Source organism: Bradyrhizobium sp. CSA207, assembly GCF_029051685.1.
GTDB lineage: Bacteria > Pseudomonadota > Alphaproteobacteria > Rhizobiales > Xanthobacteraceae > Bradyrhizobium.
In genome coordinates, this window is sequence record NZ_JAACFT010000043.1 from 32,900 (window position 1) to 49,005 (window position 16,106).

Sequence of the window (16,106 nt, forward strand, 5' to 3'; positions counted from 1 at the left end):
ACTGGATCAAGTATGGCGTCGATATTTATAAGCCACAGCAGCAAAGACAATGATTGGGGGCGAAAGCTCAAGAGTTGGCTTGAATCAAAGAAGCACAGCAGCTTGTTCCTTGACTTCGATCGGGAGGCGGGCCTCAGGGTAGGCGACCTGTGGGAGCAGGAGCTCTACTCGAAGCTCCGTCGGTGCCAAGTTGTGCTGGCATTGATCTCCCGCGCTTGGCTCGACTCGCACTGGTGTTTCGCTGAGGCGGTGCAGGCCCGCGAAAAGGGCAAGCGGTTAGTTCTGGCGCGAATTGATGAGATCGATATCAGTAATCTGTTCCATGATGCGCAGCAGCTCGATCTTGTGAGCGACGAAGCCGAGGCGCTCGGCCGGCTTGAGATCGCCTTGTCTGACGTGTTCGACATCGATATCGGCCGCGAACCGTATCCGGGCCTACTTCCATTCGATGCGGCAGACGCCGGTGTTTTTGTCGGGCGGGACCCCGAAATCGCGGCCCTGCTCGAAATGCTCGAGAGCATGCGCCTTAAGAGCCGCTCGGGCGAACGATTGCTTTTGTTGCTCGGCGCTTCGGGCAGCGGAAAATCTTCGCTCGTACGAGCTGGAGTACTGCCCCGCCTGCGCCGACTACCCGACCGGTGGCAAGTGCTGCCGCCGATGAGGCCGGGAATCGATCCTGTGCGCGAACTCGCCCGCTCGCTCGCCACAGCTCTGGGTCAAGAGCAACTCAATCCCATAGCCACTCGACTTACGTCAGTCGGGCTGGAAAGTCCGGCTCCGCTTGAGGCTTTGACGGACGAAGTTCTCCTGCGAGCGCGCAATAGCGAGGCGACCGCACTGCTCATTCTCGACCAGGCGGAGGAACTACTTGGCCTAAGCGAGGCCCAGGCATGCGCCACCTTCCTCGACCTCCTCCGTGGCGCGCTTGAGCACTGCAATGGTCGGCTGCTCGTGCTTGCCACGCTACGTTCGGAATATCTGGGCGATATTCAAGTCCTGCCATTCCTCACCACCCCGACGCCCCTCCCCTATCGTGAGCAAACGCTCGATCCCGTACCATTTGACCGCCTTGACACCATTATCCGGGAGCCCGCGGGGCGTTGGCCACAACCAGTCGAGTTTGGGGATCGGCTCGTCGAACGAATAATCCGTGATACCGGCACGCGCGACGCTTTGCCCTTGCTTGCCTTCACACTCAATCGCCTCTGGCGCGATAGTGCCGCCCGCGCCGACGGCACCTTCCAGGTCGAGGATTATGAGCGCCTGGGTGGGCTCGAAGGGGCGGTGCGGACCGCTGCCGATGAGGCGCTCGCTCTAACTCGGCACAACCCAGCCAGTCTCGAGGTGTTGCGGATCACCTTTGTGCCGGGCCTCGTGCGCGTGGACGCGGCAGGCGTGCGCACGAGGCGGCGTGCTTTCATCGCTGACCTCGCCCCAACCACTCGGGCGCTGCTTAATCCGTTCGTCGATCTGGGCCTACTCGTGACCAACCGCGATCCAGAAAGTCGGGAGACAATTGAAGTGGCGCACGAGGCGCTCTTGCGCACATGGCCCCAGCTCGACCGATGGCTGGCGGAGGACCAGGATTCGCTGCGTGTGTGGGACGGATTCGAGCGCGCCGCTCGCGACTGGGATGACGCGATGCGCTCGTCGGAACTTCTCGTCCACCGCGGTGGCCGTCTCGCGGACGTGGAGATCCTGCTGGGTCAGCCGCGTTTTCAGCAGGTCGTTGGTGGGATTGAGCGTCAGTATCTCGATGCCAGCAGAAGAGCTGAGGCCGAGCGCACCGAGCGGGAGCGAATGGAGCAGGAGCGCCGGGTCAGGGATGCCGAGCGAATCGCGGAAGAGCAACGGAGGAATGCGCAAGCGCAACGGAGGATCGCACTTGGCTCAGGGCTGGCTTTCGTAATCGTCTCGCTCTTAGCGGTGGTAGCGTTCTCGCTGTGGAGCCGATCAGAGCACCAGCGCGTTGCAGGTGAGGCGCAATCTCTAGGCCTGACCGCCTTGGAGCACTTCGACGCAGCGAGAGGTTTGAGCGGATTGCGGGCAGCCACGCAAGCAGGTAACGCACTCCGGGGGCTTGTCGGAAAGGACGATGAGCTTGAGAAGTACCCGACGCTGAGTCCGATGCTCGCCTTGCAAGTAATCCTCGATAATAATTATGAGAAAAGTCGCACGGAGCGACCTAACACCGAGCGGGATAGTACTAAGCTAGGGATTGTGCCTACAGACCTTAAGCAATGCTTGGTAAAGACCTCCGCTGACGCTCAGCGGAAATTAGCTGAGCTATCCGGCGAGGAACTTGCGTTGATAATGGGGCATCAGCGCAATGTAGGAGCAGGAGCCTGTTCTCCCGACGGGAAGTATATCGTTACCGCTGCAGCCGACCTGACCGTAAGACTGCGTCCTACAGACGAAATCGTGCCCGGCAAGATTATCGGCCTCCACGGCGGCGTTAGAACGATTTCATTTGCGGCAGATAGCCAAAGTTTTAGGACTGACAACAACTTTGGCACGGCAGTCGATTGGCATCTACCGATTGCCAACGTACTGCGGCATATGATTCCCCTTACGGGTGATCAGGCTACCGTGCAAACCGTTCGTTTCGCTCCCGATGGTAGGACGCTCATCACCAACACAGGGGACGGCTCCTTAAGATTGTGGAACGCAGCCGGCGATCCCAAAGGCGAACTTCTCCAGGCTGGCTCGTCCATCAAGCTGGCAGATTTCACCGCAGATGGAAATCACATCATCACTGCCGGTCAGAACGGTATGGTGAGCATCCTCGATATGGCGGGGCATGTTACACAGATTTCTGCCGGCGGCGGCGGCAACGTCATCTATGCGGCTCTCAGCCCGGACAAGGCGTCGGTAGCATTGGCACTTGCGGGAGGGAGTGCTGAGATTATCGATCTGGCCACAGGTAAGCGGAGCAATGTAGCACGAGGTCATGAAGGCTGGATCTACAGTATCGCCTTTACTCCGGATAGTAAGCGCATCGTAACAGCCGGGGCCGACGATACGGTCCGCATCTGGGATTTGATGGGGCAGCCCGCCGGACGGCCAATTCGGGCGGGGCAGGGACAGGTGCTAGGCGTGGCGGTCAGCCCTCGAGGCGGCTTGATTATCACGGCGGGTGACGATGGAACTGTGAAGCTCTGGACTTCGGCGGGAGAAGCGGCGGGCCAGCTCATCGGGCACCGGGGAAAAGTATTGGGTGTCGGCTTCAACCCCGACGGGACGCTTGCTGCCACTTCTGGGGTCGATGGAACGTTCCGCTTATGGTCAATCTCAGGGGAGACGCTGGTTCGCTATCCCGGCTACTTTGGAGCGCTCACGGGCGAGCTGTCGGGCGGAGACTTCGGTACTCCCAGCGTCGGATTTAGTCCGGACGGCCGCAGCGTTGCTGTGCCAGCAAATGGGGGTATGGTCCGTGTATGGCGCATTCAAAACTTAGACGAACTCCTGGAGAGGGCCTGCGACTGGATGACTGCAGATCCCGGCAAACCCGAGATTTGCAGCCATTAGCGCTCTGGCTTTGCGGCTCGACGCAACTTCGGTCGCTGCAGCCGTCAACTGCCCGCTCAGTTGCCTTCAAACAAAACCGAAAGGCGCTCCCAAAGCCCTCTAGGCTCGGCTCTCACGACACGGAATCCAACATAGTCAAAACGAGAAGCGGGGGCCCCGTCGCTGCGGTAAGCAACACGAAGTACGCGGCCAGGGTTGAAGTCGAAGGAGCTTCCGCGGACCACGTGGGACTCGCATCCTTTTTCTAAAACGGAAGAGCCATCCGCCTTCGCGCTCTTGTAGCTGGCAACGTAACAATCGGAAGTCCACTGAAAGACGTTCCCGCTCATATCGTACAGCCCCCAAGGGTTGGGCTTAAATGACCCAACATCGCTGGTTCCTCTGATCCTCTGAAACAAGCCATCGCTATCAACGCTGGATGGGGCTGCAAGCTTTGCATGCTGACAATCGACGGTGAGAGCCCCAGCGACGACACTGCTCAATGGAGCATCGCTCACCTCTGCATATGGGCAGCCGTCGTTTACGCTGTCCCCCCAAAAGTAAGGCGTCTTCGTTCCGGCGCGCGCGGCATATTCCCATTCTGCTTCCGTTGGTAAGCGATATTCATAGTTGCCAAAAATCGACATAAACGTGACGAACCATCGCGCATCATTCCAGTCGGCACTGTCGACAGGCCGCCGCGCTCCCTGGAAGTATGAACGGGTATTACCCCACCATAAACTCATTACGTGTGACCATTCTTCTTGGGTAATGTCGTACTTCCCAAGATCGAATCGCTTGAGGCAGACCGGATGTACGGGGCCTTCATTCTCAAAGCGACCCGGCTCGGTCTCTGGACTGCCCATTTGGAAACATTCCAATCCGGATACGCTGTTCGGAGGGATCTGCACGAACTCTCCCTCGGCCTCCCACCGGCTCTCCACGGCCCGCACGCCAAAGGCCACCCAAGCGACATAGAACATCAGCAACGCTACGGGTAGCGCCAACAAAGCGCCGAACAGCGCACTCACCACACGCAAGCGGCTCAGATCAGCCGCGCGTTTGGAAGCTGCGACAAACTCCACGACTTGCGACGGCAATTCAGCCCCCCATCGTGCGACCAAATCGCGCGCTTCCGCAAGCAGCAGTCCAGTAGCGGTAAGTTGCCTCCTGCCGGAGCGAGCTTCTGCTGCTTGCCACCGAGTCACCTCTCGCTCCAATCGATCCCGCAATTCAAGGTCGCGAGCGTCGTTGGCAACTTGAACACGAGCACGCTCCCAATGCGTCAGCAGAGCCTCGTGCCCAAGCCTAATTCGCGCCTGATCGTCGACGGATGCCGAAAGACGCTCATGTGCTTGAGAATCCTCCGCGATCAGAAGACGAGCATTTGGGTGTAACAGCGCATCAATCAATTTGCGTCGGGCGGAGCCCGCTGGAAATTTTGAGAGCGGCGCGGGGCGCGACGTGACAGTTGCGCCTTCTACGGTCACGAGCGCGCGTAAGACCGCCACGAACTCCGCCTGAACGTCCGGCGGCAGTGATAAGAACACTTGCTCCGCGCTTAGACCGACCGCGCCTTCCAAACCGCCCAAATTTTCGTAGGCTTCAAAGGTAAGAAGACCTGTTCGACTACGACGATGCCAGAGTTGGTCGAGTAAGAACGAAAGTAGGGGCAAACTACCAATCTGCTCGGACGCAGCCTTGCAGATCACGGCGTCAAGGGAGACCCCTCCAGTGTTATCCACCTCGTATTGCAGCCCCCCTTCGATCGCGGGTTGACGAACGATCTGGGCCAGCTCTGCCTCGTCAGGAGGCGTCAAAAGGAATCGCGCACCGGAGGACAGACTAACCAATGGCTGCACTGACTCCAAGCGGTGGAAGAAATCACTTCGCATTGTTGCTACGATCCAAACAAGTCCGCACCGCGCCAAGGAATCGAGGGCCGCAACAAATGCATTGCGATCGGATTGAGCTATTTCCTCGCCCGTGAACAACTCCTCCAGTTGATCAATCATCAATAAAAGGCGCGCTTCGGAGCCTTTAACGAGGCCCGCGGCGGTCGCGGCCATGGCCAGGCCTTGCTGAATCGCTACGACCGCCTGCTTTGGTGCCTCTCGTAAGAGTGAACCCAAATCGCGAGATGTCCAATGGAATGCCGATATTTCGGGCAGCGCAGTTGGTGCAATTATCGCGTCTGCCAACGCGTCAAACAGGGGGGCGCGCCGCTGATTGGTGCTTTCTACTGGTGTATTAACACTGCCGCTGGCCAGATTGGCCTCGAGACTTGAGCTGCTCGAAAGTGCCGTCCCATCAGACGGACGAAATACCAACCAGCGCACCAGACCCACACGTCCAATCATCCCTGGGAGCGTGAGATCGGGGATCAATCCCGCCTTTACCAACGATGACTTGCCGACCCCGCTTGCCCCGAGCACAAGAACAAATGAGCAGCCCTCCTCTATCCTTCGGGCCAGCAGATCGCGCAGTTGATTGCGCGCACGCGTGCGTCCAAAGAACACTGGCGCGTGCTCAAAATCGAAGGACAAAAGCCCTCTGAACGGAGGCTTGCGCCAACGAACGGTGCTACTGCCAGATGGCGATTGCTGCAGAATTTTATGCAGGTGCTCATAGAGCTTATCTTCAAACTCCGTTGTATCAACAAATGTATGAAATGCGGCGTCGAAACTAGTGTCATCGCTTCGAAGCCAGCGATTGAGAAATAACTGAACTGCATCGAGCTGAGCTAAGCGCGCCTCTACCTCGGCGCGATTACCCAGACCACTGCTGGGTTCAGCAGTCTTGTGGTAGAGAAGCAATTTTGGCACGCCCCTGCTGCTGCTGCGGGCGCCGAGTAGTGCGTCCTCGAACTCCCATTCGGTGCCAGTGACCACTCGGTTCGAAATTGCACCTCGGTACTTGTCAGCTGGAAGCGGTATACCAAGCCGTGACCACAGGATGACCACAACAACATCCATTAGGCGTGGCTGTGGTATGTTTTCTGGATCCTGAAATGCGCGGCTCGCGACTAGCGGCTGCCGCTCCCAAAGCACTGCGTTTACACGTCGATACGGAGCAAGCTCCTTATCTAGTCGCTTAACAATCTGCTCTGCCTTCAGCCGCTCGGGCCGGACGTCTGAAGGCGATGAGATGAATATCCGTAGGGTGTCTGTCATGCAAGCCATTCGTCCGGGCAACGGGCGGCGAGCAAGGCCGCGGGCAAGCACAATCTAAAATTGACAATCAGAAACGGCGCTATAATGATAGGCAACCGCATCGAATATGCAAGTAATTGATTGACTGCTACTCGCGTGCTGCGACGCGTTGTCTCCCGATGGCATTCAGCTTGGCTTTAAGTTAGGCGATCGAGCCCGAGAAAGCGTGAGCGATTGGGGCCGCGTGAAGACCTTTGATTGCTGAAATATTCTTGACCCAGCCAAGTCAGGACAAGAAGCTGTCTGGGCACACCGTCACGATGAGTGGGTAGATCCATGTGGCTAATTCTTGCACTTGCGGCGGCCGTCTTTTGGGGCGCAACCTATGTTCTGGACGAACAGGTCTATCGTCACGTCTCCGTGCCCACAACGATGGCTATCCATACGCTGATAATCAGCGTCTGCGCATGGCTCGTGGCATGGAAGCAAGGAACGATAGAGAGCGACTTTCAGATCCTATCAACATCGCGAGTAGTCGCGTGGCTTTTCTTTTGGTGCGCGGTTACTTTTGTTATCGCGGAATTCTTGATTAACTTCTCGATTAGCGCGAAGAACGCGACACTCGCTGGTCTGATAGAAATTTCTTACCCGATCTTCTCAGCCTTGTTCGCATACCTCGTTTTTGGGGAAAATCAGTTGAATTTTGGAACCTCCGTCGGAGGTCTGTTTATCGCCTTCGGCGTCGTCGTCGTCTATTGGTTCAGCCCTTGACGCAGATAACTTAGATTTCAGCGATCATTTTTAAGGGGATACGCGGCGATCCAGCATGATGGTGCGGTCGTTGTCGGGAATGAACGGACGCCACAGGCGGCCCTAACAGTCGGAGCATCCGAAGATGTGGCGCACCGTTTCAAACTCATCCCGCCTACCCGCGGCGATGACGACCCCGCCTAGTTGATCCGCTTATCGGCCTGCGGGACGGCACCGTTCGCCGCCGCGTCCGCGAAGGGAATAGCAAGATCATCAAAGCGCTGCATCGCGTCCGCCGCGCGCATTGGGTTTTCCAGAGCGTCAACCATTTACTCGGCGAGCACGGACACGAACTCGAACTCCTCGCCGCTGTGGCGAGGAGGGTGAAACAGCGGCCGCAGGCCGATCTCGGAGTAGTCACTCGGGATCCGCGCATGGTTGAATTGAAAGTGCTTAATCTGGGGCGGCAACCCTTTGCGCGGCGTACCCAGATGACAGGGAAAATCGCCCCGTGGCCGCCCGCGGGAGGATTGGGCGCCCGCCCCAACCTGTTCAGGAATGCCGCAAACTCCTTGCCGCAATAGTCGCTGTTGAGGAAGCTCGGCGAGCAGATCGGCATCAGCAAGGCCGAGGACTTAAGGGCCTCTTCGAGGGTGGGCTTCCATTCCTGGCCGAGCCAGAGGTTCTGCACGTCGCGGAACAATACCGACGTTGTCCAGCCTTTGAGGATCTTTAACTCCTGATCAAGCACCTTTAAGAAACGCTCCAGGTCTCCGCCGGTGAGATCATTTGCGCGCATAGCTCACGAACACGTTCATGCTAAGTTCGACCTGCTGCTCGGGGTTCTCGGATCGTGCGGTTCTCCGGCGGCTTGCTACGCCATCTCCGGCGGGAGAAGCTTTTCCAGCTCCGCCAGCCCTTCCGTCAGTCCGGGCAATTCGCTGGCGGCGGGAAGTAGCAGGCGCAGGCTTTTGACGAACGACTTGCCCTGCCAATCGTGATCCGTGTGCTCGAAACCTTGCGTGGCAGTGTCGAGAAAGCCATGGGCGTCGCCGCGGTAGAGCTTGATCTCGGCCAGGTCGAAGAAACACCACGGGCTGTCGAATGGCGGGTTCTGCTGGGCCTGGCCTTCGCGGAATCGTTGGGCGCGGGCAAGCGCGATCTTGTCCGGTCCAGTGAGACCAAGCTTGCCGTCGAGCGCCGCCCGCAGCTTGAGGGCGTTGAGCAGCGGATAGGGATGGCCGCCGGAAAGCTGTTGTGACTTGTCGTAGGCGTCGCGCGACTGCTCGATACGGCCAGCGCGCTTGAGAACGCCGCCGAGTGAGGCGTAAGCGTCGAAATCCTTGTCATTGATCGCCACAGCGCGACGCAGCGACTCCTCGCCAGGTGCGGGATCACCGTCCATCGGCCGCTTCGCGTCGGCGGCTATCTTGTTCTCGGCAATGCCGCGCTCGCGCCAGGCTTCCGGATAATCCGGGGCGATCTCGCTTGCGCGAGTGAACTGTTCCAGCGCCTCTTGCCAGATGCCGCGATCGCGGCACAGCAGGCCAAGCTTCATGCGCGGCAATGGATTGTCCGGCGCGATAGCCACCGCTTGGCGGTAGATATCCATGGCGCCAGGAAAGTTGACCTTCCGGATGGCATCCTCGGCCTGCTTGAGCAGATCGTCGATCTTGCCCGATTGGCGTTGCTGGCGCAGCGCTATTCTCACCGGGCTGTCGATCCGATTGCGCTGCAGCGATTCATCGAGCACCTTCGTAATCAGCGCACGCGCTTGGGCGGCCGCCTCGGCCGGCTCGTAGTCGTAGGGAAATGCCTTGATGGAATTGATGTCAAAGGGCAGCGGCAGCCCGGTCTGGCGGAAGATCGCCGTGCCAGCCTCGCGGGCGCGGTGGCGGACACCGAGCTCATACATGACATTCGGGTTGAGACCGCTGATATCGCAGAGTGCGAAGCGAGAATATTCGAGATAGTCGAACATATCCTGCTTGATGTCGCCCGCAAAGAAGTCGCGGTCGGTGCGATGCGGTTCGAGCTTTCCGCCTTCAGGCAAGTCGACGGCGCTAATCGCCGGCACGAAAATGTCGGTGTAGAGCGTGTCGAAGTTAACAGCCTTTTCGACCGGCCTGTCCGTCGAACTATTCTTCCGCTCAGGCGGCGGCTGCACCGCCTTGGTACCGAACGGCATGATGACGAAGCAGATCCTGGAATAGTCGATCGCGTTCTGGTTCATGTGCGCTCCCTGCGCGTATCCACGCGAGCCACCCCATCAGGTCGGCGGGCACGTGTGCCGCGTTCAAATAGCATTCGGTCGGCGACGATCCTCACCGAGCCGATGCACAGTCTTCAGCAATCAGGAAGGATGCCGACGATGTCCTGAAGCACGCATGGAATGCCCTTCAGTTCCACAGCTTTTTGGTATCAAGCCAGTAAATCCTCGATGTCACGCGGCGCGCTTCTTCCATGAGATGCTGCGCACCGCCTGGGCCGTCGCCACCTTGCCCGTCCCATAAGGAGATGAAGGCAAGTCTCTCGCCACCAAATCGAGCAGCCGCGGCCAGCATCCATCGATTGTTTCGCTCGTAGGCATTTTCGCCTTTGGTCAGCGGGCCCAATTCATCGGGGGCGACGTGCACCCTTGCCTTCGTTTTCACCGCGAAGTAACGGTGGCGCCAATTGTCGCCGGCGAAATCGACTGAGTTGGCGAGGAAAGTTGGCTCATCGCATGGGATGTAGACTTCGATCGCCATATCTCTTGCGATGCACGCCTCGGCAAACAGCAAATCGCCACCGCATGCCCCTCCGGAAATGGAAAGATCGCCCCTAGTGGCGCCAATATTTTCCAGCGTTTGGGAAATAGCAGCGGCCGCGATGCGCTCCTTGTCAGGCGGAAAGCGCGGTATCTTTCGATCGCGGGCATCAATCATGTGGCCGCTAAAAAGCACCACATTTTTGGGAGATAGGTCTATTTGCACTTCAGACATTGCGGCATCTCGGGGTTTATTGGAGCCGAGGATACTAGTTGAAAGTCACATAGCTGTCGAAATGTTGTCAACTCGATAGGGTCGAGAGATTTGAAATTTAACCACGTAACTTAGTGCTGGATTCCCCGCGCTTGCCGCGTTCTAGGCGTCGCCGCTCCCTAGCCCGCTGTTCTCTCCTTCGCGTCTAGTATTTGGTTTTGTCCTAAGTCAGGCCGGCAAGTTTAGAGGACTGAACCTGCTGTGCCACGTCCTTCAAGTGCGCTGCGAGGGCATCGGCAATCTTAGTCGGATCACTCCCTGCTCCCGCGATATCTTCTCCCATCTTGAGAAGGCCTGTGAGCACCGGCAGTACTGGGATCAACACCTTCAACTGAGGCACAAATATCGAGATGATCGGTAAAATGTTTGTAGCGAGTTGCACGAATACTTCCAGCTGCTTGTTGATGTCCGCAAGGTGGCTGAGATCCACGTTCGTCGGAAGGGTTAGCTGACCGTTCCCACTCTTCTTGATGATTTGGTCGATCTGTAGAGCAGCCCCATTTTTGTGAATCAAACCATCGAGCTGGTCTTTGATCGCCTGCAATTGATTGAGAACATTCAGCTGCGGAATATGGGTATTGGCTGCATCAGACATTGGTTCTGCTCCTGTTGAATTGAAGAACCAGATTACTTGGCCTTTGCCGTCGAGACCGATCGCCGCCGCTGCCGCAGGCGTGAGATCAATGCCGGCGCGGTTCGTCCGGCGTCCCGATATGTCGGTTCCGGACTCGGCCTGCGGGCGCGCAGTGGTCATCCAGTAAGGGTCGTTAATGTTCCACGGACCAACATCTACGATGGGACACACGACAGATTTGCCGTTTGCCGAAACTGTGACTTTGGGACGCGGCCCACGAAATTTGAAAGGCAGTGCAACGCCCGGATGTTTGGCCCAGTCGGGACCGACGTCGGGGTACGCGACCGGCTGGTCGTCTTGCGGGCCACCAAACACCGTTCCGGTCACAGTGAATTTTGTGTTCGCGGTTAAGTGCGCGCTGGCACTCGATATCGAAGCTGGCTGTTGTTGTCCAAGCGGCGCATCGGCGTGTCGGTTGAATGTCGCCTGAAAATGCATGGGATCGGGCGTTCCCGAGAAATCCCCTCCCCAAGACCAACCCTCCGCAAGGAATGCATCAATTGCCCAGCGTGGCAGCATTCGGCCGTTATCATGCCACGGCGCGCCGTTTGGATTCTCCGCGGCGGCAAGGTCGATTGCCGCACCATAGGCGTGCAATGACAGTCGCGAGGGGGAATTGACGTTCACGCGGAAATTATAAGAACCGTCGAACTCGTCGAGGTGAGCTGCCTTGATCTTCGCCTGGTCGTGCCCGGCGGATTCCCAGATTGCATTGAGAATGCGAGTCAGAGAGTCCTTGCATTTTTTGTGTATCGTGATCTGGGAGATGGCGCTGCCGTCCGATCGCATCGCCCAGGGCGGTACGATCTTGGTCAGGTTATCTTGGGCCCATGCCGGGTTGGCTCGGCCACCAGCTCCGCGCGGATCGCCGTAGAACTGATCCAGCTCTCCCGAGATCCACTCGCGTGGCCATTCCTGTTTGGACAACGAGGAGAAGGTTGGCATATCGGCACCTGCTTGTTGTGGTCCGGACGCGGCAGATCGCTGCCGCATACTATCGCCTTTCGGGGAGGCTCGGCGCCGTTTCCCCTTGTTTGGAGTCGACGTGGACGTCATCCTGAGCAGAAGAGCGAAGAGGTCCCGCAGCCAGTGCGACAAATTGAAATCGAGATACTTCGCCATGACCGTCGGAGGCTGCCAAAATTATAACTGGCGATCGCCGGTGGACCCGCACGCAAGCCGATGCTTGGCTGATAGCGGTCCGCCGACATCACAGGCGTGCTTGCATCATATTGCACTGCGCTCCTCCTGTGTGTGTGCGCGAGACACCCTGTCTTCCCGCACTTTCAAATCGGTACAGCTGCGATCATCTTGAAATAATTCTGGCGTCCCTCAACCCCTCCCTACCGAAAGGTAACGAGAACAGCCGTAAAGCATCTGGGGTGGTCCAACCACCTTCTCAGGGAGCCTACAAGCTAATTCAGTGGGCTGTTTGTGAAGTATCTCTCACTTTCTTGCTTTTTTGACCGAGGCAAGCAAAACCCAAAAAAAGACATGCGGGAATCCAAGCAGCTGATCCTGGAGCCTGCAAGAGGACGAGCAGGACGAGCGCGGGGCCGGTTGGTCTCCCACGGCGTTGCTCCCAGTTGCGGAGGGCTTTAGCCAAAACGCCGAGCACTTGAGCAAACGGGCGCTGGGTCGCTTTGATGCCGCGGGCGCCCGAATCGCGGCCACGTCAATTCTGCCCGGCCTCGTCTCGCAAGACGCGAACCTTCGCCTGCAGCTCTGGACGCTATTCCGGGTCCGCCATATTCATTGCCAGCATCGCTTCGATGTTGTCCGCGGCATCCGCCGGCGTCCCAAGACGTTCGAGCACGCGCGCTCGTCCCTCCAGGGCGCGGAAGCGCTGCGAGCTCGATACATCAGCCCAGGCGAGCACGGCCGTGAAATCGTCGCAAGCGTCCTCGAGCTTGCCGAGCTTTTCATGCCGCACACCGCGATTGAATCGGGCTTGTGCCGCCGCGCGCGGATGATTCGCTTGCCACTCGATAACCTTCGTCCAGTCTGCGATCGCCGCTTCCACTTCTCCAACGCTCGCAAAATGGATCGCGCGGTAGTTGAGCGCGCTCAGTCTCAGGTTGACATCCGGACTGGATTCGAGGATGTGCGTGTAGTCGTCGATTGCGGCACGACGGGCCTCCGATGTGCCCAGCTTGGCCCGAAGCACCGCCCGTGTGAATCGATGTACGACCTCGTACGCCTTATCTGGCGCCAGTCTGACCGCTTCATCCATGGCGGCCACTGCTGAATCGAGGTCGCCTCCCGCGTCGTACGCTAACGCGCGCGCCGCGTGGAGGCGATCCGTGAGATCACCGCCTCGCGCGATCGCCTTGGTCAACAGGGCCACTGCCTCATCGATGTCGTTGAAGCGCACGAGCATAATGCTGCGGCGCAACAGCGCGTCGGTGCTCAAGGGCTCGAGCGCGGGGAATAATCGCCGTGAGCGCTCGACGATAAGTTGCATGGCCTCGAGCAGGGCGCGGCACGGGCGGCGGACCGGGCCGTGTCCGTCGTCCTGAAGGCTCCGCAGCGCAGGCTCGGCTTCGGCCCACCAGTCCTCGATTAGCACACGCAGCTGATCGCGTGTCGCGCTGGCGGTCACCTTGTCCGCAAGCGCATCGAGATTGGGCTCGCGCATGTAGTCATCTTCCTTGACGAGCCCGTCGCGGAGCTTGAAGGAGGTTAGCGGTTCGTGTCCGAAGGCGGGCAAGGCATCGAGCACCATGCTTCCGACCGGGTCATGCCGGTTCCGCAACTCGGCGATGTTGCACGCAAGCCAGAGCAGCTCGGCGATCGACTTTCCCGCACCGTCGATCCAGCTATCGTTGGGGTCTGTGCCGTGGACCTGGTAGCGACAGATCACGTTCAGACCGCCAGGCTCGTCTTCCTCGTACGTCAGGGCCCAACGCAGCAGCACCACCGGAAGCTGCAGGCTCGCAAGCATCTGGAGCTCGAGCGCGACGCCATCGCTCGGTCGGCCATCTCGCGCCGGGATCACCAGAACGGCCGAGCAGGCGTTCAGCATCGCGCGAAGCACGGCGTGATCGACCTCGGGAGCGCGCTCGTCCGGAGTAATTGCCCGCTCCACCCAGCTCCAGTCTTCATACTCATGCGCGAAACGCCCGCGCTCCTCGAGACCGTGCTTCACGGCCAACGCGAACTTCGCTTCGATGGGTTGGCTTTTCGAGAACACGATGAAAACGTCGCGCTTTCTCGGCTGCTGGGGAGTCGTGCTCATAGGAATCACCCTTCTCTCGAGAATTCCTGGAGTTTCCTCGTGGCTACGGCGCCGCGCTGGCAGAAAGAAAACTAGTCCGAGGCCGAGCGACGCTGTTGGACAGAAGAGGGCAAATCGACGCGATAAGTTTAGCTCCGTGGCCATGGATGACCGCGGAATTACCTGGGACCATTAGTACCTAGCTTTGGGCGGTTTTGAAATCCGACCGGTGGCCATAGTCGGCCGGCGGCTTGGTGACTGCATGCTGGCCGCTGGAAGGATATCTGGGCCTAAAGAACCTCGAAGTCCGCCAGGGCCCAAAAGCCGGCTTTGCGACCGACTGCTAACGCGAATTGCAACCCGATCGCCAATGACGAACTGCAAAACTTCCGGCTTATTTCTTGCAAACGCACCCGTTCTGGTTTAGCCTTGTCAATATTTCAGAAGCCACGATTTATTCCCAACGTCTCCACGCTGCGGCTCGTCAGCTGGCCGGAGGATACTATGGGTGGTAGCTGTTTTGTGATTATGGGCTTTGGCGAGAAGACCGATTTCCAGTCAAATCCTCAACGTGTTTTGAACCTAGATAGAACTTACGAGAATATCATCAAGCCAGCAGTGGAAGATGCCGGCCTGACCTGCGTTCGCGCCGACGAAATCATTCATTCAACCGTCATCGACAAGCCGATGTACGATAATCTGCTCGCGGCGGATCTGGTCGTCGCGGACCTCTCCACGGCGAACGTGAACGCAGCGTACGAGCTCGGCGTTCGTCACGCGCTTCGGCCGCACCGGACCATCGTGCTCGCGGAGAAGAATTTCAGCTTCCCATTCGATCTCAGTCATCTCAGCATTATGAGATACGAACACCTCGGGAAGGATATCGGCGCCGGTGAAGCGAAGAAGGTTACGCGGGAGCTGAAGGAGAAAATCGTTGCGCTAATGGACGATCCCGAGCCCGATAGCCCGGTCTTTGTTTTCATCCCCTCACTGCAGCCTGCAAGCCTTACCAAGGCGGCAGTGGCCACCGCCGCACCTCCGCCCCCCTCCGAGCGGATCGACCAGAACAGCTTCGCCGAACTGCTCGCGAGCTTCCACGCCGAGAAGGACAGCATCAAGTCGACCGAAGACTGGGCCGTGCCACTGGCCCTTCTGAAACGTTTGAGGAAGATGCAGCCAGACGATCCCTACATCGTCCAGCAACTCGCACTCGCAACGTATAAGTTCCAACAGCCGGACAAGAAGACATCGCTTGTCAATGCCAAGAACATTCTGGCCGTACTCGCGCCGCAGACGTCGAGTGATGCCGAAACTGTAGGACTGTGGGGCGCCATCCACAAAAGGCTGTGGGAAGAGATCGCGAATCCCGAAGACCTCGACGAAGCGGTTCGGGCCTATGCCAGAGGCTACTACATCAAAAACGACTATTACAACGGCATCAACTACGCATTCATGCTCAATGTTCGCGCGTTTCACAGGGCCGGCGATGAAGCTCTGGCGGACCGGGTTCTCGCCCGGCGCATTCGGGCGGATGTTCTGGTTCTTTGCGACCAGCTGTCGCAGATAGAATCGGTCGCAGACGAGGAGAACGCTAATCCTGGAGTGGGGAGCGACGATCCATTTTGGATTCAAGCAACAAAGGTTGAAGCCCTATTCGGGTTGGGTCGGAAGAACGAAGCGGACCTTCTCAAAGCCCAGATCTTCAAAGAACGCGAGAGGCTTGATAAGGCGGGTTGGATGGAAGACTGCCTAAACGAGCAGTTGAAGAAACTGGGCGCCCTGTTGGTTGCCTGACGAGACCGAAACGCGACAGCAATCGAGGT

8 protein-coding genes are annotated in these 16,106 nt (G+C 58.4%); 3 read left to right on the forward strand and 5 right to left on the reverse strand.

The genetic code is table 11. The features are described from left to right. Positions 1–12 precede the first annotated feature (12 nt). Positions 13–3,528: a TIR domain-containing protein gene (locus GWG65_RS34690; RefSeq protein WP_275199921.1), complete on the forward strand. Its 3,516-nt coding sequence runs from the start codon at positions 13–15 to the stop codon at positions 3,526–3,528. Positions 3,529–3,584: 56 nt separating this feature from the next. Here GWG65_RS34690 and GWG65_RS34695 read toward each other — a convergent pair whose 3' ends face one another. Continuing rightward, on the reverse strand, positions 3,585–6,680 hold the full coding sequence (locus GWG65_RS34695) for an SUMF1/EgtB/PvdO family nonheme iron enzyme (protein WP_275199922.1): 3,096 nt from the start codon (positions 6,678–6,680) through the stop codon (positions 3,585–3,587). 315 nt (positions 6,681–6,995) lie between these two features. On the opposite strand from GWG65_RS34695, the gene GWG65_RS34700 reads away from it, so the two are divergent. Further along, positions 6,996–7,430 (forward strand): DMT family transporter, encoded by a 435-nt coding sequence (locus GWG65_RS34700; RefSeq protein WP_275199923.1) that lies wholly within the window; start codon positions 6,996–6,998, stop codon positions 7,428–7,430. An 853-nt stretch (positions 7,431–8,283) separates the two neighbouring features. Here GWG65_RS34700 and GWG65_RS34705 read toward each other — a convergent pair. The 4 genes from GWG65_RS34705 to GWG65_RS34720 all read right to left on the reverse strand — a co-directional run bounded on the left by GWG65_RS34705 (position 8,284) and on the right by GWG65_RS34720 (position 14,304). Beyond that, entirely contained in the window at positions 8,284–9,642 is a 1,359-nt protein-coding gene (locus tag GWG65_RS34705) for a tetratricopeptide repeat protein (RefSeq protein WP_275199924.1), read from the reverse strand. A gap of 166 nt (positions 9,643–9,808) precedes the next feature. Continuing rightward, positions 9,809–10,393, reverse strand: coding sequence for a hypothetical protein (locus GWG65_RS34710; RefSeq protein ID WP_275199925.1), 585 nt, complete (start codon positions 10,391–10,393; stop codon positions 9,809–9,811). Between the two features lie 202 nt (positions 10,394–10,595). Beyond that, positions 10,596–12,188, reverse strand: a complete 1,593-nt coding sequence (locus tag GWG65_RS34715; protein WP_275199926.1) for a M15 family metallopeptidase — start codon at positions 12,186–12,188, stop codon at positions 10,596–10,598. A 610-nt stretch (positions 12,189–12,798) separates the two neighbouring features. After that, positions 12,799–14,304 (reverse strand): tetratricopeptide repeat protein, encoded by a 1,506-nt coding sequence (locus GWG65_RS34720; protein WP_275199927.1) that lies wholly within the window; start codon positions 14,302–14,304, stop codon positions 12,799–12,801. Between the two features lie 309 nt (positions 14,305–14,613). On the opposite strand from GWG65_RS34720, the gene GWG65_RS34725 reads away from it, so the two are divergent. Continuing rightward, positions 14,614–16,077 (forward strand): TRAFs-binding domain-containing protein, encoded by a 1,464-nt coding sequence (locus GWG65_RS34725; protein ID WP_275199928.1) that lies wholly within the window; start codon positions 14,614–14,616, stop codon positions 16,075–16,077. The last annotated feature ends 29 nt before the right edge of the window (positions 16,078–16,106 follow it).